The following is a 22,215-nucleotide window of genomic DNA, read 5'->3' on the forward strand; positions in this document are numbered from 1 at the left end:
GCCGGTTACGGCAGTGCGTCGACGTGCGGTCCGACGACGTTGGACCACGCGTTGCCGGAGGTGGCGTCCCAGTTGGTCGACCAGGTCATCGCACCCCGCAGGGCCGGGTAGGTCCGCGGCGGCTTGAAGCTGCCGCAGTTGGTGGCCCGGGTCAGGCAGTCCAGGGCGTTGTTGACCACGGTCGGCGAAACGTAGCCGCCGCCCGCCGCCCGGGTGGAGGCGGGCACGCCGAGCCCGACCTGGGACGGGGCGAGGCCGTTCTCCAGCTGGATGCAGGCCAGGGCCGTCAGGAAGTCGACCGTGCCCTGGCTGTAGACCTTGCCGTCGCAGCCGAGCATGGAACCGCTGTTGTAGTACTGCATGTTGACGACGGTGAGGATGTCCTTGATGTTCAGCGCCGTCTGGAAGTAGGAGTTCGACGTCGACTGCATGTCGATGGTCTGCGGCGCCATCGTGATGATCAGCGACGGGCCCGCCTTCGCGGACAGGGCGCGCAGCGCCTGCGTCATGTACGTGGCGTTGAGGCCGTTCTCCAGGTCGATGTCGACGCCGTCGAATCCGTACTCCTGCATCACGGACCAGACGCTGTCGGCGAAGTTCGTCGCCGAGGCGGCGTCGTTCACGCTGACCGTGCCGCGCTCGCCGCCGACCGAGATGATGACCTTCTTGCCGGCCGCCTGCTTGGCCTTCACATCGGCCTTGAACTGGTCGACGGTGTAGCCGTTCAGACCGGCCGAGTCCAGGGTGAACGACACCGCGCCGGGTGTGCTCGTGGCGTCGGCGAAGGACACCGCGATGATGTCGTAGTGGGCGGGCACGTCCGAGATCCGCTGGACCGCCGCGCCGTTGTTGAAGTTCTGCCAGTAGCCGGTCACCGCGTGCTTGGGCAGGGCGGGGCCGGGGCCGGTGGTGTTGTTCGTGGTCCCGGTGACCGTCGCCGACTTGGGCGACTCACCGGCCGCGTTGGTCGCCGTGACCTGGAAGGAGTACGACGTCGAGGCCGCGAGGCCGGTCACCGTGGCCGAGGTGCCGGAGACCGCCGTGACCTTGGTGCCGTCGCGGTAGACGGTGTAACCCGTGGCGCCGGAGACGGTGTTCCAGGCGAGCGACACCGAAGAGGACGTCGTGCCGGAGACGCGCAGGCCGCTCGGCGCGGCCGGGATCGTGGGGCCCGGGTCGGTGCCACCGCCCCCGTCGGGGCCGAACACCGACACGTCGTCGGCGTAGTACGCGGCCTGCCCGTACCAGCCGTGCGTGTACACCGTCACCGAGGTCGTCGACGCGCCCGTGGTGAAGCTCGTCGACAGCTGCTTCCAGGACGACGAGTCCGGGGTCCAGGTGGACACGTCCGTCGTGCCCGTGCCCGTCACGCCGAGGTAGGCGTAGCCGCCGCGCACCCAGGCGCCCAGGCTGTACGTGGAGTTGGGCTTCACCCGCACGGTCTGGGTACATCGGGCGTTGTCCTGACCGGCGGGGGTCGCCTGCAGGGCGGACGAGCCGCTGCGCACCGGGGAGGAGACCGCTGTGCCGCTGCCCGTCGAGCAGGTCCAGTCGCTCAGGCCCGACTCGAAACCGGCGTTGCGGACGTTGTTGACGTCGGCGGCGGACGCCTGGCCGACGGTCGTGACAGAGAGGGCCAGGGCAGCCGTGAGGGCGCCCGACCACAGCCGCAGGGATCGTCTGTGTCTGGACATGACAAGAAGGTGGTCCAGACCAAAGCCGCTGTCAAGAGGTCCAGACCAACCGGTCCAGCAGCAGCCCCGCGGCGCACCCCGCCAGCAGCACGCCCGTCGACATCCAGAACGCCGGGCCCGCCAGGTCCAGCACGTCCGGCCGCAGCGTCAGCAGCAGCACCTGCGCCGCCGCCGGAACCGCGCAGGCCGCCGCCAGGTGACGCACCGGCATCTCCCGCCACGGCTCGGGGTGCGCCCGCGCCGCCGCCCAGGTCGCGAGCACCACGCACACCAGGTTCGGCAGGTGCACCAGCGCGAGCGCGGCACCGAACGAGCCGACGCCCTCCGGGCCGACCAGCGGCCCGTACACCAGCGTCATCTGGACGTACTCGCAGACGACGAGCACCACGATGCCGACGGCCCAGGAGCGGACGAGCGTCATCACTTCTCCCCGGAGATCTCGAAGTACAGCACAACGGCGAAGCCCAGCGCGGCCATGCCGCAGCCCGCCACCAGGGCCAGCGACTGGAGCACCGGGGACCAGCTGCCCCGGCCCGCCACCGTCGCCGTGCCCTTCGGGTCGCGCGGGTCGTAGGTGACGGTGACCGGCGTGCCCTTCGCCGTCGACGAGCCGGCCAGGTCCTCGAACTCGACCCGCGTGCCGTCGGCCGTACGGAAGGCGAAGAAGTGCCGCCGGGCGTCGGAACGGCCGTAGGGCTCGGTCTCCACCCGGACGCACTCGCCCCCGGTCCGTACCCCGCGCCGCAGCACCCGCGCGACAGTCACCAGCCGTCTCGCGTACCGCCACACCAGCGCCCCGAACAACGCCACCAGCAGGGCGAGCACGACGAATCCGGCGCCCGGCACCTCCACGGCTAGTGCACCTCGACCGAGTCGATGATCCGGTCCAGGTCCCCGTCCGGCAGGGTGTCCCGCTGGGCGTCGATGCGGATGGCGAACGTCGTGTCCGACGAGTCGAGGCCGGTCAGGATCACCCCTTTCACCGGGGTGCCCTTGGCCGGGCCGCCGTCCTCGCCGGTGGCCTGGAAGGAGAAGTCGATCCGCTTCGCCTCGTCGGTGCCGGCCAGCTCCACGTCCCTCTGGCCCTCGACCTTCGCGCCCAGCTGGATGCCGGCCTCGGCCGCGATCGCGGCCTGCTCCGCCGAGTTCGCCTCGGTGAAGCCGAGCTGCACGGTGATGACGGAGACCTTCCGGCCGCCCTCGGTGCGCACCGCGGCCGCGGCGTTGTGCCGGCCGCGCTCGGCGGCGCTCTGCTCCTCGTACCCCTTCGGGTACGACACGTCCACGCCCTTGGTCTTCAGCGTCCCCCAGCCCTCGGGCACGGAGCCCGCGCCGGAGCCGGAGCTCCCGCAACCGGTCAGGGCCACGGCGGTCGTCAGCAGGGCGGCGGCCAGGCAGGCACGGCGGGTGTTCATCGGTTCGGGCTCCCGTTTCGTCAGTTCGCACAGTAGCTGTAGGGAAGATAGGAGCGACCGTCCCCGCGGGGCGCGCCCAGGAACTCGGCGCCGGTCAGGGTCTCCGACTTCTTCTCCGTGCTGATCGTCATGCCCAGACTCAGCCCGAGATTCAACTCGAAGCCGTACTCGGCCGCGTTCACGTCGCCCGTGTACGTCATCCGGCTCGACCTGCCCTGGTCGAACATCAGCTGCCCGAAGGGGTCGTCGGCGCCCGGGCGGGAGGTCGGCGCGTGGTCGGAGAACATGTACTGGAAGGGCGTGGCGAGCTGCTCGTTGCTGCTGTCCAGCCACTGCTCGGCGACCGCCCGGTCCCGGTCGCCGGCCGGACCCGGGTCGAAGGTGAGGGAGTTGGTGACGATCTCGATGCCGGTCTGCGAGTCGGTGCCCTTCACCCCGGCGTTCCCGCCCCGCTTGTCACCGTCCTGCTTGCCGTTGTCGCCGCCCGCCTTGGCGCCGTCCTTCTGGCCGCCCTTCTCCACCGTGCGGGTCATGTCGACGCGGACCAGCTTGCCGGTCTTCTTGTCGTAGGTGACCGTGATGGTGCCCGTCTGGACGGTGTTCGCCGCGTACTCGCCGCTGAGCGGACCCGCCTCGTAACCCACCTTGGAGCCGTACTCGATGGACGAGGAGTACGTGTACGACTTGGTGTTCTTGTAGGCGTTGTCGGTCCAGGTGACCTCCGGGGCGTACTTGAAGGTGCCGCCGAGCGCTGCGCTCAGCTTCTTCTCGTCGCCCGCGGAGATCTTCAGGCCCGCCGACGCCGAGGCCTCCAGGCCGACCTTGCCGTAGGTGATCTTCCGGTTGTCGCCGAGGTGCTCCTTGATCCGGTTCTGGGTGTCCTCCTCGTCCTTGAGGGGACCCGTGCCGAAGAGGTAGAGGATGCTGTCGCCGACGCTCGCCTCCGCGCCGCCCGGCATCGTGCGGCGCATCTCGTACATCTGGAGCTTCTCCACGTCGTCCCGGAAGCGCTGGGCCTCCTCGGGGCTCTGGAAGACCCAGGTGTCGCCGTTGGTGACCTTGATGCCGAGCCCCAGCTCCACCTTGTCCGCGCCGAACTTGCCGACCTTCATGCCCGGCTTGAAGTCCTTCTTCGCCGCGACCGAGGAGGCGTCGGTGAAGGTCAGGTAGACCAGCTGGTCGCTGTCGTCGACCTTGCCGTCGCCGTTGACGTCCGTCTTCGCCTTCAGGTGCTGCTCCTGGAAGCCGTACTCCTTGCCGATCTCCCAGAAGAAGATCTTCGCCTTGGAACCGGCCTTGTCGGTGACGGAGGAGACCTGGCACAGCGCCGGCTCGAAGTCGGCGTCGGTGAGCGGCTTGCCCGGGCCGGGCGTCCCCGTCCCGCAGTCGCCACCGCCCGCGACCCGGCAGACCTGTGCGGCGAGCCTGTCGTAGATCAGCTGCCCGACCCCGGTCGCCGAGAGGGCGAGGACGATCGCGGCGCTGACGACCACCATGCCGAGGTACTCGGTCCCGGTCGCGCCGCGGTCGTCGAAGACCGGTCTGTGCCCGTACGCCCGTATGCCGCCCCCGCCAGCCATACGGCACCCCTCCTTGCCCGAACCACCTCTGCGTGGACGGCGAGAGTAGATACGCGCCGGCGCCCGGGGCGTGGGCCTCAGGGCCCAAAGGAAGGCCCACCGTCAACTCTGGGCCCGCTGGGCCCACCGCCCGGGCCCGCCCGAGCCCTTCCGGTGACCGGCAAGATGCTCAACGTGCCCCGTTTTGAAGCGTCTTGTGCAACGGCAGTTGCTCATCAGCTACACAAACGCTGTTCTCCGGTCACAGAGCCGTGGATACAGTGCTGAGGTAGTCACGCAGTGAAGTCGACACGGTGCGCCGGAGTGACACCCGGCGTTCCGACGGGCATGGGGAAAACGGGGAGCTGCGCGTGCCAACTGCCATTGCCGTGACCAGTGCCGACATGGCGCTGCCGCCACAGGACGAACGCACCCTGCCCGCCGTCGTGCTCAGGGACCTCGCCGAGCGCCCCCTGGAACAGGCGCTCGCCGACCTCCAGGCCCTGGTCGAACAGCACGGGCACGTGATCGTGGTCTGCTCACCGGCCGCGCCCACCGCCCTGCGACGCCGCCTGCACACCCTGCGCTCGCTGATGGAGACCGACCGCGTCGCCCTGTTCCGTCCGGACCTGCCGCCCCTCGGACTGGCCGTGCTGGCCCGCCAGTTGCGCCAGCTCGCCTCCTGCGACATCAGTCCCGGCGTGCTCGCCTCGGCCGGCCGGCTGCTCGTCCACTACATCCACGCCGGAGCGCTGCTCAACTCCGTCGCCCGCCTCGACCACGTCCCCGTCGGCCTGAAGTCGCACGCCAAGTCCTGGGTGCCCGGCAGCCAGTTCGGGGTCCTCGCCCACCCCGAGCCGAAGCTCGTGAAGATCACCCCCGAAGCGCTGCTGCCCGGGCCGGAGTTCGGCACCTGGATGCTCGTGGCCAAGGGACAGCTCCAGTCCGACTGGGTCAGCGCCACCCTCGCCCCGGCCTGGAACGTGCAGGGCCTGCGCGAGACGCAGTTGCCGGCCGAGTCACCGCCCTGGTGGGGCACCGGCAAGCTGATCGAGTTCTGCAGCTACCTGCCCGACCTGTCCGTCCTCTACCAGCTGGTCACCTCCGTACGGCGCAGCCGCTGCCACTGGTGCGGCATCGACGTCATCGGCGACCGCTGCGTCTTCTGCTCCGCCGCGCCGCCCGTCCACGACGCTGCGCCCCCGACGCAGCCAGAGAACCGGGCGGCCGCCGGGTGAGCCCGCGCACCGCCCTCCGGCACCGCTCCCGTCCCGCTCGACCGATATCCCCAACGAGGTTGTACGGTTCATGAATTCCCGTCAGCGCCGCGGCGTGATTCTCCTGCTCCTGTCGGTCGTCTGCGCCCTCGGCGCCTTCGCCGGCGTGCTGTCCGTCATCAGCGACGTGGAGTCCAAGGTCGGCCCCGAGGTCACCGCTTACCGGCTCAAGTCCGACGTGCCGCCCTACACCACCCTCAGCACGGGCCAGTTCGAGAAGATCAAGATGCCCGAACGGTGGCTGTCGGACAACGCGGTCACCGACCTGCGCGAGATCCAGGGCAGGATCGCCGTCACCACCCTCAAGGCGGGCTCCCTGCTCCAGTCGGACATGATCGTCCGCCAGCCGGCCCTCCAGCCCGGCCAGCAGGAGGTCGCCATCATGATCGACGCGGCGACCGGCGTGGCCGGCAAGATCACCCCCGGCGCCGCGGTCAACGTCTACGCCACCTTCGAGGGCGCGCGCGAGGGCGACCCCGACCAGTCGAAGATCATCGTGACCAACGCCAAGGTCCTCGACGTCGGCGAACTCACCGCCCTCAACCCCGACGAGAGCAACCGCACCCAGCAGCCCACCGACGCCGTCCCGATCACCTTCGCGCTGTCCGCCCTGGACGCCCAGCGCATCACCTACGCCGAGTCGTTCGCCAAGCGGGTCCGGCTCGCCCTGGTCGCCCCCGGCAGCGACACCACCGTCCCCGAGCGGGAGCGGACGTACGAACTCGCGAAGGACAAGTGAGAGCGCATGCCCACGAGGATCCTCCCGGCGGTCGGTGACGCGGACGCGGTCCGGTCCGTCACGACGCTGCTCAGCCAGCTCCCGGACGCCGAACCGGTCGCCCCGGTGGTCGACTCCACGCAGCTCATCGACACCCTCGCCCGCCTGGCCGCCGAATCGGTCGACGAGCTGCCCGAGGTCGTGATCGTCCACGAGCGGATCGGCCCCGTCCCCGCACTGGAGCTGATCCGTGAGGTCGCCCTGCGCTTCCCGGCCGTCGGCGTCATCCTCGTCACCTCCGACGCGAGCCCCGGCCTCTTCCAGGCCGCCATGGACTACGGCGCCCGCGGCCTGGTCGCCCTGCCCCTCAGCTACGAGGAACTCGCCAGCCGCGTCCAGGCCGTCGCCCAGTGGTCCACCGGAGTCCGCCGGCACCTCGGCTCCGGCGGTGACGTCTTCACCGGCGTCGGCGGCACCGTCGTCACGGTCAGCGGCGCCAAGGGCGGCGTCGGGGCCACCCTCACCGCGATCCAGCTGGCCCTGGCCGCCCAGGCGTCCGGCCGCAGCACCGCCCTGGTCGACCTGGACCTGCAGACCGGTGACGTCGCCTCCTACCTGGACGTGCAGTTCCGCCGCTCCGTCGTCGACCTGGCCGCCATCACCGACATCTCCCCGCGCGTCCTGGCCGACGCGGTCTTCCGCCACGACACCGGCGTCGCCCTGCTGCTCGCGCCGGCCGAGGGGGAACGCGGCGAGGACGTCACCGACCGCGCCGCCCGCCAGATCGTCAGCGCCCTGCGCTCCCGCTACGAGGTCGTCGTCATCGACTGCGGCGCCCAAATCGGCGGCGCCGGCGCGGCGGCCGTGGAGATGGCGGACCGGGCCCTGCTGGTCACCACGCCGGACGTGGTCGCCGTCCGGGGCGCCAAACGGGCGGTGCGGATGTGGGACCGGCTGCAGATCCGCAAGGCCGAGGAGACGACCGTCGTGGTCAACCGGCACTCGCGCGCCACGGAGATCCAGCCGGCCCTGATCCAGAAGATCACCGGCACGGCCGTCGCGGCCACCGCCGTCCCCGCCAACTTCAAGGAACTGCAGAGCGTGGTGGACGCCGGCCGCATCCACGAACTGGAGAACAAGAGCGCGGTGAAGCAGGCCCTGTGGGGCCTGGCGGCCGAACTGGGCCTGGTCAAGGTCCCCGAGGGCGCCGGGAAACCGGGCCGGTTCCGGGGCGGCGACCGGGGGTCGGTGAGCCTTCGGCGCAGAAGGGAGGGGTGAACATGGTGTGGGAACGTCGGAACCGTGATCAGGGCCAGGTGACCATCGAGTTCCTCGGCATGACGCCGACGATCCTCGTCACGCTGATCGCGCTGTGGCAGGTCGTCCTCGTCGGCTACACCTTCATCCTCGCGGGCAACGCGGCGGACGAGGCGGTGCGGGCGGGGACGGCGGTGGGGGCGGGCGCACGGCAGGGCGCGTGCCAGGAGGCGGGACTGCGGCACCTGTCGGAGGCGTGGCGCTCCGGCGCGACGGTGACCTGCGGCGGCTCGGGCTATGTGACGGCCGACGTGCGCCTGGAGGTCCCGATCCTCTTCCCGGGCACGCTGTCCTTCCCGTACGCCGTCAAGGGCCACGCGGGCGCGGTCGAGGAGGAGACGGACTGACATGGCTCGAATCCGCGAAGGCCGGGACCGCGGCCAGGTCGCCATCGAGTACATCGGCTTCCTGCCGATCCTGCTGCTCGTCGCCCTGGCGGCCGTACAGCTCGGGCTGATCGCCTACACCGCCCAGCAGGCGGGCACAGCGGCCCGGGCCGGGGCGCGCAGCGCGTCGCTGAACGGACCGCACGAGGCGGACTGCCGGGCCGCGGTGAGCAGCTGGCTGGCGGACGGCACCAGTTGCCCGGCGTCGATCGGCGGGGACGAGGTGACGGTCACGGCCACCGTGCGGATCCCCTCCGTCGTTCCGGGCTGGGACTTCGACCCCGCCGTCAAGACCGCCACGATGCCGCGCGACCACTGAGCAACGAGCGAGGAGCACCGCACTCATGAGCCTGCGAGCACGCATCAACACCCCCGAGGAGAACGGCAACCGGGGTGAGGACGGCCACATGGTCGCCTCCTACCGGGCCAAGCTCCTGGAGGAGATCGACCTCGCGGAGATGAGTTCGCTGGCCGCCGCCGAGCGCAGGGCGAGGCTGGAGCGGGTGCTCGGGCACATCATCAGCCGCGAGGGCCCGGTCCTGTCGACCGTGGAGCGCTCGCAGCTGATCCGCCGGGTGGTCGACGAGGCCCTGGGCCTGGGCATCCTGGAGCCGCTGCTGGAGGACGCGTCCATCACCGAGATCATGGTCAACGGCCCGGACGCGATCTTCGTGGAGCGCGGCGGCCGGGTCGAGCAACTGCCGTTGCGCTTCGCCTCCAACGAGCAGCTGATGCAGACGATCGAGCGGATCGTCTCCACGGTCAACCGCCGCGTCGACGAGTCGAACCCGATGGTCGACGCCCGGCTGCCCTCCGGCGAACGCGTCAACGTCATCATCCCGCCGCTGTCCCTGACGGGCGCGACCCTCACCATCCGCCGCTTCCCGCGCTCCTTCACGCTCCAGGAGCTGATCGGCCTCGGCTCGCTCGACGAGTCGATGCTGTACCTGCTGGCGGGCCTGGTGCAGGCGAAGTTCAACATCATCGTCTCGGGCGCGACGGGCACCGGCAAGACGACGCTGCTCAACGCCCTCTCCGGCCTCATCCCCGAGGGCGAACGCATCATCACCATCGAGGACTCCGCCGAACTCCAGCTCCAGCAGCCGCACGTCATCCGCCTGGAGTCGCGCCCCCCGAACGTCGAGGGCAAGGGCCAGGTCACCATCCGCGACCTGGTCCGCAACTCCCTGCGTATGCGCCCCGACCGGATCGTCGTCGGTGAGGTGCGCGGCGGCGAGTCCCTCGACATGCTCCAGGCGATGTCCACCGGCCACGACGGCTCACTGGCCACCGTCCACGCCAACAGCGCCGAGGACGCGCTGATGCGGCTGCAGACCCTCGCGTCCATGTCGGACGTGGAGATCCCCTTCGTCGCCCTGCACGACCAGATCAACAGCGCGGTCGACGTCATCGTGCAGCTGACCCGCTTCGCGGACGGCGCCCGCCGCATCACCGAGATCGCGCTGATGGACAGCCACGGCAGCGACCCGTACCGCCTGGTCACGGTGGCCCGTTTCCACGCACAGCCGATGGCCGCCGACGGCCGCGTCTACGGCGCCTTCGAGTACCACCCCCTCCCGCGCCGCACCGCCGACCGCCTCTACATGGCGAGCCAGCCCATCCCGCAGGCCTTCGGCATCGCCCGGACCGCGGACCAGCTAGCCACCCGAGAAGCCAGGTAGGACCGACCGATGGAACTGCACCAGCTCATCACGCTCACCACCGGCATCACCCTGCTGACCTGCGTCCTCGCGGTCATCGGCCTGCACTCCTACGCCATGGGCAAGGCCCAGCGCCAGGCGCTGGTCGACCGCCTGTCCTCGACCGGCCAGATCCCGGTCGCGGGCCGCCGCCGCCACTTCCGCGGCATCGACCGCCGCCTGCGGCGCACCAGGCCCGGCAGGAAACTGGAACTCCGCCTGGCCGCGACGGGCCTGGACATCACGCCGGGTGAGTTCTTCGTCTACATGCTGGCGACGGTGGCGGGCCTGTGGCTGATCGGCCAGGCGGCCCTGGCACCGTTCTTCGGACCGCTGGCGGGACTGCTGGGCGTGTGGGTGGCGATCCAGTTCCTCAACTGGCAGCGGCAGAAGCGGATCGAGAAGTTCATCAACCAGCTTCCGGAGATGTCCCGGATCCTGGCCAACGCGACACAGGCGGGGCTGGCTTTGCGGACGGCGATCGGTATGGCGGCGGAGGAAATGGAGGCCCCCGCGGGCGAGGAACTCGGCAAGGTGTCCGCCCAGCTGGCCGTCGGCGCGTCGATGGACGAGGCGCTCGGCGAACTGACGGACCGCCTCCCCTCCCGCGAACTCGTCGTCCTCGTGACGACCCTGGTGCTGTCGAACCGGGCGGGCGGCCAGGTGGTCAGCGCCCTGCGCAACCTGACCGAGACCCTGGAGGAGCGCAAGGAGACCCGGCGTGAGGTCCGCACCCAGCTCTCCCAGGTCAACATGACGTCGTACGCGGTCCCGGTCCTGGGCGTCGGCTCGCTCTTCCTCATGGACGGCGTGAAGGACGGCGCCCTGGAACGCATGACCGGCTCACCCTTCGGTCAGGCGGCGGTCATCATCGCCTTCTCGCTCTACGCCGTCGGCTTCGTCCTCATCCGCCGCCTGTCCCGCATCGACATCTGAGAAGCCCGGAGGCACACCATGGGACTGCTTCTCGCCCTGCTGATGGGCATCGGCGTCTGGGGCGTCTTCGCCGGCATCCGCATGTACCGCGCCGAGGCGAAACTCCCCGGCGACCTGGCCCTCGCCCTGGAGGTCGGCTCCACGCGCACCGGTGCGGTCGACTCCCTGGTCGACCGCATGGGCATGCGCTACGCGCCCGCCGTGCTGCGCCTGATGGGCCCCAAGCAGGTGGCCAAGTACCGCCGCAAGATCGACCTCGCGGGCAACCCCGGCGGCCTCACGATCGACCGCTACGCCGCCCGGCGCGCCGTCTACGGCGCCCTGGGCGGAGTCGGCTTCCTGGTCTTCCTCATGCGCGGACAGCTGTTCGTCGCGCTGCTCCTGCTGGCCTTCGGGGCCTTTTGGACGGAGGTCGGCATCTGGTCGGCCATCCGCATCCGCAAGGACGTCATCGAACGGACCCTGCCGGACTTCCTGGACGTCCTCGCGGTCGTGGTCAGCGCCGGCCTCGGCTTCCGGCAGGCCCTGGACCGGGTGGCGTCCAAGTACGAGGGCCCCTGGGCTGACGAACTGCGCATCACCTTGCGCCAGATGGACCTCGGCATGAGCCGCCGCGACGCCTTCGCGGAACTGCGCCGCCGCAACGACTCCGAGCAGGTCGCCATGTTCGTCACCGCCTTGCAGCAGGGTGAGGAACTGGGCGCCCCGATCGTCGACACGCTGGTCTCCCTCGCCAAGGACATGCGGCGCACGGACGCCCAGAACGCCAGGAGGAAGGCGGCCCGGGCGGTCCCCAAGGCCACGATGATGATCACGACCTTCATGGTCCCGGCCACGATGCTCCTCCTGGGCGCCGGCCTGATCCTCGGCTCGGGCACGGACTTCGGCTCGGTGACGGGGAAGTAAGGGGGCGCCACGATGCCGATGACAGGGGAACGCAGCGGACTGCTGGGCCGTCGCCGCCGCGCGGACCGGACCCCGGAGATCACGACGCCCCCGGCGGGCACGGTGCTGCCCGCCCATGTCCGCACGGGCGCGCCGGACGTCCCGGTGACGTCGGTGACACCCGCGCTGCCACCGGGGTGGGAGCCGGAGGGGGGCGCTGTCGGGGGCGAACGGACGCTGCGGATCACGGGGGCCGGGCGCAGGGACGAACATGCGGCCGCTTCCACACGGCGTCCGGACGGAACGGCGAACGGGACGTCAGCCACTGAGGACGGCACGCCTCCGCAGGGACCACCCGCACGCCACGGAGAGAGCCACACAAGCCACACGGATGACGCGGCCGCCCACCCGGTACCGGGCGGGAGCCGCAACGGTGACGGGACGGCTCACCCGATGCCGGGAGAAGGCCGGGACGACGGCAGCCCACCGACCACCCACCCCGCCATCGACATCCAGGTCAACGCCCTCCAGGCCATGTGCCGCCAGGTGTTCGGCTTCCGCCTGGCCATGATCGCCCTGGCGACACCCAGCGCCCTGATCAACGCCAACGAGGGCCTCCCCACCCGCCTGGTCGGCGCGGCCGTCGTCGTCACCTTCATGACCTCCTACGTCCTCTTCCGGGACTGGGAGCGCTTCGGCCCCCTCCTCCTGCGCCACCCGAGCCTCCTCGCCGCGGACACCCTCTTCGGTGCCCTGCTCCTCATCTCCGCCGGCCCCGACAGCACGCTCGCCTACGTCAGCGTCTGCACCCCCCTCCTGGCCGGCCTGGTCTACGGCTGGCGAGGCGCGGCCGTCTTCGCCTCCCTCCAGGCCCTGCTGCTCCTCCTCATCCACGCGGCCGCGGAGGACCCGGCTCCCGGTATCGCCGAGTCGACCCTCCTGCCCGGCCTCTGCGTCATCGCCGGCGCCGTCGGCTCCAGCCTGCGCAACCTGATGCTCCGCTTCGGCGCGGCCACCCAGGCCCTCACCACCGTCCAGGCCCGCCTCGCCGTCACGGAGGCGGTGAGCGCCGAACGGGCCCGTCTGGCGCGGGAGATGCACGACTCGGTCGCCAAGACGCTGCACGGCGTGGCCCTGGCCGCCGACGGCCTGACCGGTTCGGCCGGCGCGGAGCGCATGGACCCGGCCCTGGTCAGGCGACAGGCCGCCCTGGTCGCCCGTTCGGCCCGGCGCGCCGCGGCCGAGTCCCGTGAACTCCTGGCCGACCTGCGCCGCGAGTCGGACCCCGGCCAGGGCACCGACGTGCTGGTGGAACTGGCGGCCCGCACCCGTGACTTCAGCGCCCGCACCGGCCTGCCCGCCGTCTACCACCCCACCGGCGAGCACGCCGTACCCCCCGTCCCGCCCGCGGTGGCCCGCCAGCTCCTCACCATCGCCTCGGAAGCCATGGAGAACGCCCACCGCCACGCCGAACCGACCCGCGTGGACGTCCGCGCGGGCGTCCACGGCGGCCTGCTCCGCATCAGCGTGCGCGACGACGGCCGCGGCCTCCCACCGGGCACCACGCTCGAACAACTGCGCCGCGCGGGCCACTTCGGCCTGGTCGGCATGGTCGAGCGCGCCGCATCGGTGGGCGCCCGCATCCGCATCGGCCGCGGCGGCCAACCCCAGGGCACGGAGGTCCGTCTGGAACTCCCCCTGGCAGCCCTGACGACACCCACCGCCTGACCCCCACGACCCGAGAGGAGGCCCCATGCCGGACCTGCCGGACCCCACCGCTCCCCACCCCGGCGCACCCCAGCCGCCGCCCCCACCGAACCCCTTCGCCGCGCCACCGACCCACCGCCTCCGGGTCGTCGTGGCCGACGACAACCCAGTGGTGCGCGCCGGCCTCACCGCCCTGCTCTCGGGCCGCGCGGACATCGAGGTCGTGGCCGAGGCGGCCGACGGCCGCCAGGCCTACGAGGCCGCCCACCAGCACCGTCCCGACGTCGTCCTGCTCGACGTCCGCATGCCCGGCGTGGACGGCATCTCCGCCCTGCCGTACCTGGTGCGGATCGCGCCGGTGGTGATGCTGACGTACAGCAGGGAGTCGGAGATCGTCCAGGAGGCCCTGCGCCGGGGGGCGGGCGGCTACCTGGTCCACGGCGAGTTCACGGCCGACCAACTGGTCGACGCGGTACGGGACATCAAGGAGGGACGGCCTCACTTCACCCCCACGGCGGCGGGCGCCCTCCTGACCCAGCTCCGCCTGAGCCAGGCACCGGCGGCGCCGTCGCTGCCCGAAGGGCTGGGGGAGTCGACGAGTGCGACTGCATACGGAATCTCGAGCTCTGGCAACTCGCATACTCATCCCCAAGGGCGGCCTTTGGTAGCGGACTTGCCGACACGCCCGATCGGCCGCGACCCTATTTCTTCAGAAAACCTTTCGCGAATGCAACCGGATGTGGCACAGTCTTCGTCTGGATGGACGAGTGGCCGGCCGACCACTCCCGACAGGTCGCGGTTCCAGCTGAGTACGAGGGAGGCGGAGATCATGGACCTCATCGCGTCCGGCATGAACAACCAGCAGATCGCCGCCACGTGCTTCATCAGCGAGAAGACCGTCAAGAACCACATCAACCGCATCTTCGCCAAGCTCCACAGCACCAGTCGCTCCGAGGCCGCCGCCAAGTGGATCGGCACGGCACCGGACTCGCACCGAGGGATGGGGTGACGTGAGGTGACGGTATGGGGGGAGAACCGTTTGGGCCCGCGCGATTGGGCCCGGGATTGGGCCCAGGGGCCCTCTGGCGGCCGGGCTGTTCCGCCGTACGTTCCTCATGTCGAAAGCGGCACAGCCGAACCCGGAGGGGAACACCATGAGCGACCTGATGCTGAAGACCGCCGTCGCGACCAAGGTCCGCGTGAACGGCTGGAAGAACACGACGGTGCAGGCGATGCAGCGCCGCGCCGGCGACAGGGGGCAGACGGCGGTCGAGTACCTGGGCATCATCGCGGTGGTGGTGGCGATCGTGCTGGCGATCACGGGTACGAACATCGGTCAGACCATTCTCGGCAAGATTCAGGCGCAGATCGCCAAGGTCGCTCCTTGATCCGACCTCGCCGCTACGGCGACGCAGGGCAGGCCTTCCCCATCTACATCACGGTGGTGGGGGGCCTGCTCTTTCTCGCGTTCGCGTACTTCGCGGTCGGCCAGGCCGCAGCGAACAGGAACGGCGCGCAGACAGCCGCGGACGCAGCGGCTCTGGCGGCGGCACAGGACCGGCGGGACCAACTCGCGGGCGCATGGATTGAGAACGTTCTCGATCCAGCAAAGTGGCGGCAGATCTTCGACGGCAACGCCGAGGGACTCGATCCGTCGTGCTGGCGTGCGCAGGAACTGGCCGAACGCAACGACGCCCGACTGGTCGGTGATACGTGCGTTCCGGACGGCCCTCTGGGCTTCAGGGTCGAGGTCGAGACCAACAAATCCGTGGGAGATTCCATTGTCCCCGGGACGGAGAACCGGAAGGCCAACGCGACCGCCAGAGCCGTGGTCGAGCCCCGCTGTGATTTCGATCCACCCCTTGGCGACGCCGAGCCTGATGTACTGCCGAAGCTTCTGTGCAAGGGCGACGTGCAGTGGGAGCTGAAGCCGGACGATCTCGATGTCCTGCCGGAACCGGAAGACCTCTTCGACGTCCACCTGGCCGACTCACAAGCGAACGACGAGTGATGAAGGAAGCAGAGAGATGAGCATTCGGTTCACAGCGAAGGCCCGCAGGGGGATGGTCGCGTTGACCATTGCGGCCGGACTGGCCCTCGGTGTGGCCGGCTGCGGCGGTGGTGGAGACAACGATGACAAGTCGAGCCCACCGGCCTCCGCCTCCAAGGACAGTGGACCGAAGCCGAGTGCTCAGGAGGGGGAGCCGGAGACGCCGCTGGCCGAACTCAAGGGCACGGACGGGCTGCTCCTGCAGATCACCTCTGCCACCCGGGACGCGGGCGGCTTCCTCACCGTGAACGGAACCGTGAAGAACGACGGCGACAAGGCAGTGGTGGTGCCACCGCAGACCAGCGGGGACGAGACCGAAGTGATCAAACACGGCCCGTCCCTCGGCGGAGCCACCATCGTGGATGCCAAGGGCAAGAAGCGCTACTACACACTCCGCGACACGGAAGGCCGACCGCTGACGACGACTGGTCTGGGAAACCTTGAAGCGGGACAGACCCTCCCCGTCTTCATGCAGTTTCCGGCGCCACCCGCGAGCACGACCGAGGTCGGCCTCCAGGTACCCACATTCTCCAGCGGCACCATCAAGATCTCCGGGTGAGGCCGGCCATGACCCGTACGCACCATCGAACGGCGACTCCACGCCTCGCCCTGGCCCTCACCGCCGCAGGCCTCATGGTCGCGACGAACATCTACGGCGCCGTGTCGGCCCACGCCGACGAAAGCCCCGGCGTCCCCCCTGGCACCGAGGCCTCCGCCTCCGCCCCCGTCGAGGTCGACGCCAATGACCCCGACCTCAAGCTGCCCGAAGGCGCCACTCTCGCCGAGCCCAAGGTCCTCGACATCAAGCAGGTCGTCGAAGACCAAAGCGGTGACGAGCGCCGCGAAGACACCAACGCCGACGTCAAGTTCGCCCTCCAGGCCGAGGTCCTCTTCGGCAAGGACAGCGCGAGACTCAGCGCCCAGGCGAAGGCCCGCATCTCCGCGATCGCCGAGGAGATCAAGACCCAGAACGCGACGAAGATCCGCGTCTTCGGCTTCACGGACAACCTCGGTTCCTCCGCCCACGGCGACGTCCTGTCCCGCAAGCGCGCCGACGCCGTCCAGAACGTCCTGGCCCAGGAACTGACCGACTCCAACGTCACGTACGAGGTCCGCGGCTACGGCGAGCAGTACCCGATCGCCGACAACTCCACGGAATCCGGCCGCAAGAAGAACCGCCGGGTCGAGGTCTCCTTCCCCCGCTCGGAGAGCTGACGGGCGGAAGCACTCGGACCGACGGATACGGCGAGGCCCCGTGGGCGAATGGCGTCTCCACCGCACGCTGCCGAGCCTGGCCACGCAGGCCGGGCTCGGCAGCGTGCGGCGCGTGCACCACGAACGCCGCCCCTGGCCCGTCCTGCTGACCGGCAAGCTCGTGCTCGACGCCGCGACGATCCCGCTCCTCATCCGGGCCCTCACCGCACTGGACGTCACCCCGGGCGCCCGCCCCTTCGCGGTGTCCGGCTGGCTGCTGGCCTCCTGGGCCGCCCTGGCCCACTGGGCCCTGATCCGTGACGGCAGACGCAGCTTCGCGGTGTGCGACGGCGGACTGCTGATCCACACGGACGGCACGGGCCGGGCCGGGACGATCGTCATCCCTTGGGACGCGGTGACCACCCCCGAAGGGGCCGGTCCGCTGCCCCCACGTCTTCACTGGCTCGACAACGGCACACAGCGGTACATCTCCCTCCGCACCCTGACCGCCCGGGGCGCCCTGATCGAGTCCGTCGAGTCCCGCAGGCCCTCGGCCGCACCACCCCACCCGCGCCTCCTCGCCGGCACGGCGTTCGCGGCCGTCGCCGTCATCCAGCTCTGGATGCTGACGCTGTCACCCCTCGCCGGCATCGTCCTTGCCCACCGCGCCTACGACCTCAGGGACTTCGCGAGCCTCTGCACGCACCCCGGCACCTCGTTCCCCGAGTCGGCACCACACACCACGACCGGCCCCCACCCCACGGCCCTCTTCGACGAGGACCACGGCACCGACCCGGTCGTCACGTCCACAGGTGGCGACGGCGGAACGACGACGGCCGCACCGGACCCCGACGCCATCCAACTCGTGGCGTGCAGCAGGCTGGTCCGACGCCAGGTCGACATGATCTGCACCTACGACGGTGGCGAGTCGAAGCTGACGTTCCACCGGGCCCGCTACCGCATCGACGTCTACGAAGCACGCACCGGCCGCAGGATCGCCGATCACACCATGGACGCCGACGACACCGACTCCTGCCCGTACTGGCTCGCGGTCGGCCGAGAACGCGGCCGCGAGGAGCAGGTCGCCGCTCCGGCCAAGGAGGAGTACCAGCACCTCGCCGACAGCATCGCCGCCGACGGCGGAAAGCCCTCGTAGCCGCAGTCGGCGCGAGCACCGTCCGCACCGCTCGTGCAGCCCTGGGCCCGCGAACGAGCAGCGAAGGCCCTGGTTTGGGCCCCGTTTTGGGGCCACGGACCCATCCCGTCCCGCGCGTCCCTCCCTACCCTCGGCCGTGTCGTGGACCGAGGGCGGAGGTGGGGGCATGGCCTCGATCGGGGGAGTGCCGAGGGCCGGCATGGGGTGGCCGCCGGGACACGGGGAGCGCCGGCCGATGCCCGGCTCGCTCGCGACCGCGCTGGTGCTCGTCCACGCCCTCTTCGCGATCACCGTCCTCGGCGGACTCGGCGTCCTGCTCACCGCCTCCTCCTACGACGCCGTCGACGGCGGTCTCCTCGCCCTCACCGCCTACGCCGCCGCCCCGGGCATCCTCGGCTGGTGGCTGGCCCGGCGCACCTGGCAGGGCGGCACCAGGGTCCTGGCCGGTCTCATCGCCGTACAGGCATGGTTGATCACCGGCTCGTTCGCCAACATCCTCGACGGATCGGCGCGCGGCTTCACCCAGCTCTTCCTGCCCCTCCTCATCGTCTACTTCCTCACCCGTGAGGACAGTCGCGCCTGGTACCGCCTCCCCGCCCCGGACCGCGCCGAACGCCGTCCCTTCTCCCTGCCCCGGATGATCCGCTGGCGGCGCGACGAGGGCCAGACGGCGGTGGAGTACGCGGGCCTGATCGCGATCGTCGTGGCGATCATCGCCGCCCTGCTGGTCAGCGGCCTGGGCACGCAGATCCAGAGCGGTCTCCAGGCGGCGGTCTGCAAGGTCACCGGGACGGCCTGCCCGTCCCCGGCCGCCGACGGCGGCACGGATGTCACGGCCACCCGCCCGGACCCGGCGGACGGCCCGGGAACCGGGCCCGAGGGCGGTGAGGGCGGGCGGCCCGAGGACACCGGAGGCCAGGCCACAGGGGGCGGCGACGCCGAGAAGAGCACCGGCGGCCAGGAGAACGACCAGAACGACCAGGGCGACCAGGGCGACCAGGGCGACCAGGGCGGAGACGACAAGGACGAGGACGACGGCTGCTTCTCCGGCGTAGGCGCCTTCTTCGGCTGCACCGGCGACCAGCTGAAGCAGGTCGGCGAAGGCCTCGTCGTCGACGGCATCGGCGGCGACCTCAAGGGCGTCTGGGACACCGTCACCAATCCCCTCGACACCCTGGACGGCCTGAAGGACTACGGCGGCGTCATCGCCGACCAGTGGTCGCAGGACGCCGAGGACGCGGGCGACAAGTGGGCCAAGGGCGACTACTGGGACGCGCTCACCGACTGGGGCGGCGCGACGGTGAACTCCGGCGGCAAGGTCCTCGACGACATGTTCATCGGGGAGGACGTCCGCGACCAGTGGAACCAGGGCAACGAGACCCGCGCCGTCACCACGGTCGTCTGGAACGTCGGTTCCCTCTTCATCCCCGGCTACGGCGAGGCCAAGCTCGCCGGAAAGCTCGGAAAGCTGGGCAAACTCGGGAAGCTGGGCGACCTGGGCAAGCTCACCGAGAAGGCGGCCGACGCGGCGGAGGACGCGGGGAAGGCCGCCAGGGCGGGCGACGTCAAGGGCGCCGAGAAGGCCGCGAAAGAGGCCGACGAGGCCGCGGACGAGGCCGAGAAGAAGGCCCGCGAATCCGGCTGCACCATCGCCGCCCCGCCCCGCAGGACGCCCTACGGCGGAACCGGGCACCCACCGGCCCCTCTCACCGGCTCCTCCGGCACCGGCACCACCGTCCTGGCGGCCGGCCGCTCCGCCGCACAGGTCGTGGCGCGGGCCGAGGAAGGCTGTGACGAGGAGGCCAGGCAGCAGGCCCAGGAAGCCCGTAAGAAGGCCGACGAGGCGGAACGGCAGACGCTTGAAGCCCGGGCCGAGGCCGCGAAGGCCGCGCTGCGGGAGCAGGGTTCCTCCGTCCCCGACGACCAGATCGACGGGCTCGTCGACCGGGCCAAGGACGACCCGGATCCGGCCAAGGCCGAGATCAGCACGCAGGACGCGGCCGCCGCGCTCGACGAGATCACCGATCTGGCCCGTCGCGGCAACGTCAACCCCGACGCCGCCGCGGCTCTGCAGGGCAAGGTCGTGAACGCTTCGGACGCCAACAAGCTGGCGGAAGCACGCGCGGAGGTGAACGCGGTGCGCCGCGCCGCCGACGACGCGGCCCCCGGCACCCGGGTGGACGCCGGTGTCGGCGGCAAGATGAACCGGCAGGAGGCCGACCTGGGCAACGGGGAAAAGGTGAATCTCGACGAGATCCCGGACGCCGACGTGGTCTACAAGGACCGGAACGGCACCGTCCACGTCAAGGAGGTCAAGAACGCCGGCTCGGCCACGCGCAAGGCCGACTTCGCCAACCAGGTCGAACGGCTGAAGAAGTGGGCGGCCAAGGAGCCCGGCCGCAAGGCCACCGTGGAGATCGAGACGACGGACCGCTGGACGTCGATCTTCAGCGAGTTCAAGCCCGCCCGGAACGGCAAACCGGCGAAGGACACCAGGACGGCGGCCGGAGAGATGGCCAAGAACGACGTCGACGTGCGGGTGGCCGGCCAGAACCTGTCCGCGGACCAGCTAGGCAGGATGCAACGCGCCATTGACGAACGGACCGCCGACGGAACGATGGACTGGTCCAGGATGAAGGACCCGGAGAGCGCCAAGGCGTACCTGGGGATCAGCTGAACGGACGACGGAGGCACGACTGTGGCGGAACATCGGTGATGAGCGAGCGGGGAAGCGAGGAGACCTGGGACCCGCGTGTCGCGCGCTGGCACGACCCGGAGGGTGACTACGTCCTGCCCCGTACGCTGCGGACCCTGCCGCAGCCCTGGGACGCGGGCGACTGGAGCCGGATCACGGCACTGCCCCGCACCGGCGAGCGCCTGGCGGAGGCACGGCGGGTGGTGACCGACCTCCTGGAGGACCCGGCGCTGTCGCCGCACGTCCCCCAGCCGCCGTCGCCCGGCCTGCTGTGGCACGCCTGGGAGGAGTTCCACCGGGCCGTGGGGGAGAGCATGCCCCGCACGAGCGACGTGACCTGGTCCGGCGTGGACGAGCTGGTCCGCGCCTGGCAGGACCGCCCTCGGCTGTACCCGCTGCAACGGCACGTCGTACGGCACGTCGAAGCGGCGATGCTGGCCCTGATCCCGTCCCTGCGCGACGACATCGCCGACTCGGTGTTCCGCTGGCTGGCCCTCGACCCCGACCCGGGCCGTTTCGCGGAGTGGGCGGTGGAGCTTGCCGAGCGCTGCGTGACGGAGGACATCGGCGCCGACTCCGCCCTCGAACTCCTGGGCGCGATGCGCACTTCGGAGGCCAGGGCGGCCTTGCAGCGCCTCTCGGCGAAACCGGACGGCCCGGCGACCTGGCAGAACGCGGAAGCGGCCCAAAGCATCCTCTTCGACCTGGACAACGAAGCAACAGGCCCCTGATCACAAGGCGGAGCCCCCAGGATGCCACCGACTCCGACCGCCAACCTCTTCACGGTCGCGCCCCCCTGCCGCCTGCCGCCTGCCGCCCGGCGACCTCGCCCTCGAACTGGACATCACCGTGCGGGACGCCACCGCCGCGGGCCTCACCGAGAGAGACTTGGCACTGGGCCTGGCGGCCAGGACGGACAGCTTGGTGCTGCACCCCGCGGACCACATCGGGCGCCGGCCCTACCTCGGGGTGGCTGTCCCGACGACCTCCACCCGCACCCCTTCCCGCATCCCCCACTCACTCATCACCCCGGCCCGCGCCTCCACCACGTGCCGCGACCGCAGCCGAGGCATCCCCAGCCGCCCCGGCCGCATGGTGCGCACGGCGATGACTCTCAGCTCACGGTCGAGGTAGGCGACATCGATGGCCATGCGCATACGGAAGGTGTGCACGCTGCCGGCGGGGGAGAGCAGCATCGCCCCGTCGAGGGATTCCCGCCCCAGCAGCCCCCGAGTCCGGGCCCGATAGGAAGCGGCGATCTCCAAGGGCACGCGCACAGCGGCCCGCCCCTCCGCGTGCACCACCAGTTCACCACGCCCGTCCCGCCACCGCCGCCCCATCGGCCCTCCCGTCCCCGCCCGTTCGCCATCGAGGCTCTTCCCTTTGCTGCTTCCTGACTGAAACGCCCTCCGGCACGGAGCACTTGACGAACCGGCATACGCGTTACGCAACCGTTACGGCTCGAACCGGTCGACAGGGCACCGATTCCTCCCCATACACCCCGCCCGTTCACAAGGTCCACTCTG

At 70.8% G+C, this 22,215-nt stretch carries 23 protein-coding genes; 17 read left to right on the forward strand and 6 right to left on the reverse strand.

The window, feature by feature from the left end; translation table 11 throughout:
* Positions 1–5 precede the first annotated feature (5 nt).
* The 5 genes from ABTZ58_RS18160 to ABTZ58_RS18180 are packed head-to-tail and all read right to left on the reverse strand — an operon-like array spanning position 6 to position 4,689.
* Positions 6–1,694, reverse strand: a complete 1,689-nt coding sequence (locus ABTZ58_RS18160) for a chitinase (RefSeq protein ID WP_351357132.1) — start codon at positions 1,692–1,694, stop codon at positions 6–8.
* A gap of 31 nt (positions 1,695–1,725) precedes the next feature.
* Entirely contained in the window at positions 1,726–2,115 is a 390-nt protein-coding gene (locus ABTZ58_RS18165; protein WP_351357135.1) for a hypothetical protein, read from the reverse strand.
* The gene (locus ABTZ58_RS18170; RefSeq protein WP_351357138.1) at positions 2,115–2,546 is read right to left on the reverse strand and encodes a DUF3592 domain-containing protein; all 432 of its coding nucleotides are present in this window, start codon (positions 2,544–2,546) and stop codon (positions 2,115–2,117) included. Before ABTZ58_RS18170 ends, ABTZ58_RS18165 begins: the two co-directional genes overlap by 1 nt.
* 2 nt (positions 2,547–2,548) lie before the next feature.
* Positions 2,549–3,109, reverse strand: a complete 561-nt coding sequence (locus ABTZ58_RS18175; protein WP_351357141.1) for a hypothetical protein — start codon at positions 3,107–3,109, stop codon at positions 2,549–2,551.
* A 20-nt stretch (positions 3,110–3,129) separates the two neighbouring features.
* The gene (locus ABTZ58_RS18180) at positions 3,130–4,689 is read right to left on the reverse strand and encodes a hypothetical protein (protein ID WP_309095976.1); all 1,560 of its coding nucleotides are present in this window, start codon (positions 4,687–4,689) and stop codon (positions 3,130–3,132) included.
* 350 nt (positions 4,690–5,039) lie between these two features.
* Here ABTZ58_RS18180 and ABTZ58_RS18185 point away from each other — a divergent pair, with 350 nt between their 5' ends.
* The 17 genes from ABTZ58_RS18185 to ABTZ58_RS18265 all read left to right on the forward strand — a co-directional run bounded on the left by ABTZ58_RS18185 (position 5,040) and on the right by ABTZ58_RS18265 (position 21,420).
* Positions 5,040–5,906, forward strand: a complete 867-nt coding sequence (locus ABTZ58_RS18185; protein WP_502996085.1) for a hypothetical protein — start codon at positions 5,040–5,042, stop codon at positions 5,904–5,906.
* Between the two features lie 70 nt (positions 5,907–5,976).
* Entirely contained in the window at positions 5,977–6,684 is a 708-nt protein-coding gene (gene cpaB, locus ABTZ58_RS18190; RefSeq protein WP_351357144.1) for a Flp pilus assembly protein CpaB, read from the forward strand.
* A 6-nt stretch (positions 6,685–6,690) separates the two neighbouring features.
* Positions 6,691–7,941, forward strand: coding sequence for a CpaE/TadZ family protein (locus ABTZ58_RS18195; protein WP_351357147.1), 1,251 nt, complete (start codon positions 6,691–6,693; stop codon positions 7,939–7,941).
* A 2-nt stretch (positions 7,942–7,943) separates the two neighbouring features.
* Positions 7,944–8,327 carry a pilus assembly protein gene (locus tag ABTZ58_RS18200; protein WP_351357150.1) on the forward strand — a complete coding sequence of 128 codons (384 nt, stop codon included), beginning with the start codon at positions 7,944–7,946 and terminating at the stop codon, positions 8,325–8,327.
* A 1-nt stretch (position 8,328) separates the two neighbouring features.
* Positions 8,329–8,685: a TadE/TadG family type IV pilus assembly protein gene (locus ABTZ58_RS18205; protein ID WP_351357153.1), complete on the forward strand. Its 357-nt coding sequence runs from the start codon at positions 8,329–8,331 to the stop codon at positions 8,683–8,685.
* Positions 8,686–8,710: 25 nt separating this feature from the next.
* The gene (locus ABTZ58_RS18210; RefSeq protein WP_351357155.1) at positions 8,711–10,048 is read left to right on the forward strand and encodes a TadA family conjugal transfer-associated ATPase; all 1,338 of its coding nucleotides are present in this window, start codon (positions 8,711–8,713) and stop codon (positions 10,046–10,048) included.
* Between the two features lie 9 nt (positions 10,049–10,057).
* Positions 10,058–11,002 (forward strand): type II secretion system F family protein, encoded by a 945-nt coding sequence (locus tag ABTZ58_RS18215; protein WP_351357158.1) that lies wholly within the window; start codon positions 10,058–10,060, stop codon positions 11,000–11,002.
* 18 nt (positions 11,003–11,020) lie between these two features.
* Positions 11,021–11,908, forward strand: coding sequence for a DUF5936 domain-containing protein (locus ABTZ58_RS18220; protein WP_094055064.1), 888 nt, complete (start codon positions 11,021–11,023; stop codon positions 11,906–11,908).
* A gap of 12 nt (positions 11,909–11,920) precedes the next feature.
* Positions 11,921–13,615: a sensor histidine kinase gene (locus ABTZ58_RS18225; protein WP_351357162.1), complete on the forward strand. Its 1,695-nt coding sequence runs from the start codon at positions 11,921–11,923 to the stop codon at positions 13,613–13,615.
* A gap of 25 nt (positions 13,616–13,640) precedes the next feature.
* Positions 13,641–14,603 carry a response regulator gene (locus tag ABTZ58_RS18230; protein ID WP_351357165.1) on the forward strand — a complete coding sequence of 321 codons (963 nt, stop codon included), beginning with the start codon at positions 13,641–13,643 and terminating at the stop codon, positions 14,601–14,603.
* Between the two features lie 145 nt (positions 14,604–14,748).
* Positions 14,749–14,982, forward strand: coding sequence for a hypothetical protein (locus tag ABTZ58_RS18235; protein WP_351357168.1), 234 nt, complete (start codon positions 14,749–14,751; stop codon positions 14,980–14,982).
* Positions 14,982–15,605 carry a pilus assembly protein TadG-related protein gene (locus tag ABTZ58_RS18240; RefSeq protein ID WP_351357250.1) on the forward strand — a complete coding sequence of 208 codons (624 nt, stop codon included), beginning with the start codon at positions 14,982–14,984 and terminating at the stop codon, positions 15,603–15,605. The genes ABTZ58_RS18235 and ABTZ58_RS18240 overlap by 1 nt, the downstream gene beginning before the upstream one ends.
* A gap of 16 nt (positions 15,606–15,621) precedes the next feature.
* The gene (locus ABTZ58_RS18245; protein WP_351357171.1) at positions 15,622–16,203 is read left to right on the forward strand and encodes a hypothetical protein; all 582 of its coding nucleotides are present in this window, start codon (positions 15,622–15,624) and stop codon (positions 16,201–16,203) included.
* Between the two features lie 8 nt (positions 16,204–16,211).
* The gene (locus ABTZ58_RS18250) at positions 16,212–16,859 is read left to right on the forward strand and encodes an OmpA family protein (RefSeq protein ID WP_351357174.1); all 648 of its coding nucleotides are present in this window, start codon (positions 16,212–16,214) and stop codon (positions 16,857–16,859) included.
* A 40-nt stretch (positions 16,860–16,899) separates the two neighbouring features.
* The gene (locus ABTZ58_RS18255) at positions 16,900–17,994 is read left to right on the forward strand and encodes a hypothetical protein (protein ID WP_351357177.1); all 1,095 of its coding nucleotides are present in this window, start codon (positions 16,900–16,902) and stop codon (positions 17,992–17,994) included.
* Between the two features lie 235 nt (positions 17,995–18,229).
* Complete coding sequence (locus tag ABTZ58_RS18260; protein WP_351357180.1) at positions 18,230–20,671, forward strand: hypothetical protein; 2,442 nt, start codon at positions 18,230–18,232, stop codon at positions 20,669–20,671.
* 38 nt (positions 20,672–20,709) lie between these two features.
* Positions 20,710–21,420, forward strand: a complete 711-nt coding sequence (locus ABTZ58_RS18265) for a hypothetical protein (protein WP_351357183.1) — start codon at positions 20,710–20,712, stop codon at positions 21,418–21,420.
* Between the two features lie 228 nt (positions 21,421–21,648).
* Here ABTZ58_RS18265 and ABTZ58_RS18270 read toward each other — a convergent pair whose 3' ends face one another.
* The gene (locus tag ABTZ58_RS18270) at positions 21,649–22,029 is read right to left on the reverse strand and encodes a DUF192 domain-containing protein (RefSeq protein WP_351357186.1); all 381 of its coding nucleotides are present in this window, start codon (positions 22,027–22,029) and stop codon (positions 21,649–21,651) included.
* Positions 22,030–22,215: the final 186 nt, after the last annotated feature.

The sequence above is a fragment of the Streptomyces sp. NPDC094143 genome (assembly GCF_040303825.1).
Lineage (GTDB): Bacteria > Actinomycetota > Actinomycetes > Streptomycetales > Streptomycetaceae > Streptomyces.

What these genes read in the sequence shown, in the direction of transcription:
- ABTZ58_RS18160 (WP_351357132.1), bottom strand. Translation starts at nt 1,694, where the DNA reads ATGTCCAGACACAGACGATCCCTGCGGCTGTGGTCGGGCGCCCTCACG.
- ABTZ58_RS18165 (WP_351357135.1), bottom strand. Translation starts at nt 2,115, where the DNA reads ATGACGCTCGTCCGCTCCTGGGCCGTCGGCATCGTGGTGCTCGTCGTC.
- ABTZ58_RS18175 (WP_351357141.1), bottom strand. Translation starts at nt 3,109, where the DNA reads ATGAACACCCGCCGTGCCTGCCTGGCCGCCGCCCTGCTGACGACCGCC.
- ABTZ58_RS18180 (WP_309095976.1), bottom strand. Translation starts at nt 4,689, where the DNA reads ATGGCTGGCGGGGGCGGCATACGGGCGTACGGGCACAGACCGGTCTTC.
- cpaB (WP_351357144.1), top strand. Translation starts at nt 5,977, where the DNA reads ATGAATTCCCGTCAGCGCCGCGGCGTGATTCTCCTGCTCCTGTCGGTC.
- ABTZ58_RS18195 (WP_351357147.1), top strand. Translation starts at nt 6,691, where the DNA reads ATGCCCACGAGGATCCTCCCGGCGGTCGGTGACGCGGACGCGGTCCGG.
- ABTZ58_RS18200 (WP_351357150.1), top strand. Translation starts at nt 7,944, where the DNA reads ATGGTGTGGGAACGTCGGAACCGTGATCAGGGCCAGGTGACCATCGAG.
- ABTZ58_RS18205 (WP_351357153.1), top strand. Translation starts at nt 8,329, where the DNA reads ATGGCTCGAATCCGCGAAGGCCGGGACCGCGGCCAGGTCGCCATCGAG.
- ABTZ58_RS18210 (WP_351357155.1), top strand. Translation starts at nt 8,711, where the DNA reads ATGAGCCTGCGAGCACGCATCAACACCCCCGAGGAGAACGGCAACCGG.
- ABTZ58_RS18215 (WP_351357158.1), top strand. Translation starts at nt 10,058, where the DNA reads ATGGAACTGCACCAGCTCATCACGCTCACCACCGGCATCACCCTGCTG.
- ABTZ58_RS18220 (WP_094055064.1), top strand. Translation starts at nt 11,021, where the DNA reads ATGGGACTGCTTCTCGCCCTGCTGATGGGCATCGGCGTCTGGGGCGTC.
- ABTZ58_RS18225 (WP_351357162.1), top strand. Translation starts at nt 11,921, where the DNA reads ATGCCGATGACAGGGGAACGCAGCGGACTGCTGGGCCGTCGCCGCCGC.
- ABTZ58_RS18230 (WP_351357165.1), top strand. Translation starts at nt 13,641, where the DNA reads ATGCCGGACCTGCCGGACCCCACCGCTCCCCACCCCGGCGCACCCCAG.
- ABTZ58_RS18235 (WP_351357168.1), top strand. Translation starts at nt 14,749, where the DNA reads ATGAGCGACCTGATGCTGAAGACCGCCGTCGCGACCAAGGTCCGCGTG.
- ABTZ58_RS18245 (WP_351357171.1), top strand. Translation starts at nt 15,622, where the DNA reads ATGAGCATTCGGTTCACAGCGAAGGCCCGCAGGGGGATGGTCGCGTTG.
- ABTZ58_RS18250 (WP_351357174.1), top strand. Translation starts at nt 16,212, where the DNA reads ATGACCCGTACGCACCATCGAACGGCGACTCCACGCCTCGCCCTGGCC.
- ABTZ58_RS18260 (WP_351357180.1), top strand. Translation starts at nt 18,230, where the DNA reads ATGCCCGGCTCGCTCGCGACCGCGCTGGTGCTCGTCCACGCCCTCTTC.
- ABTZ58_RS18265 (WP_351357183.1), top strand. Translation starts at nt 20,710, where the DNA reads ATGAGCGAGCGGGGAAGCGAGGAGACCTGGGACCCGCGTGTCGCGCGC.
- ABTZ58_RS18270 (WP_351357186.1), bottom strand. Translation starts at nt 22,029, where the DNA reads ATGGGGCGGCGGTGGCGGGACGGGCGTGGTGAACTGGTGGTGCACGCG.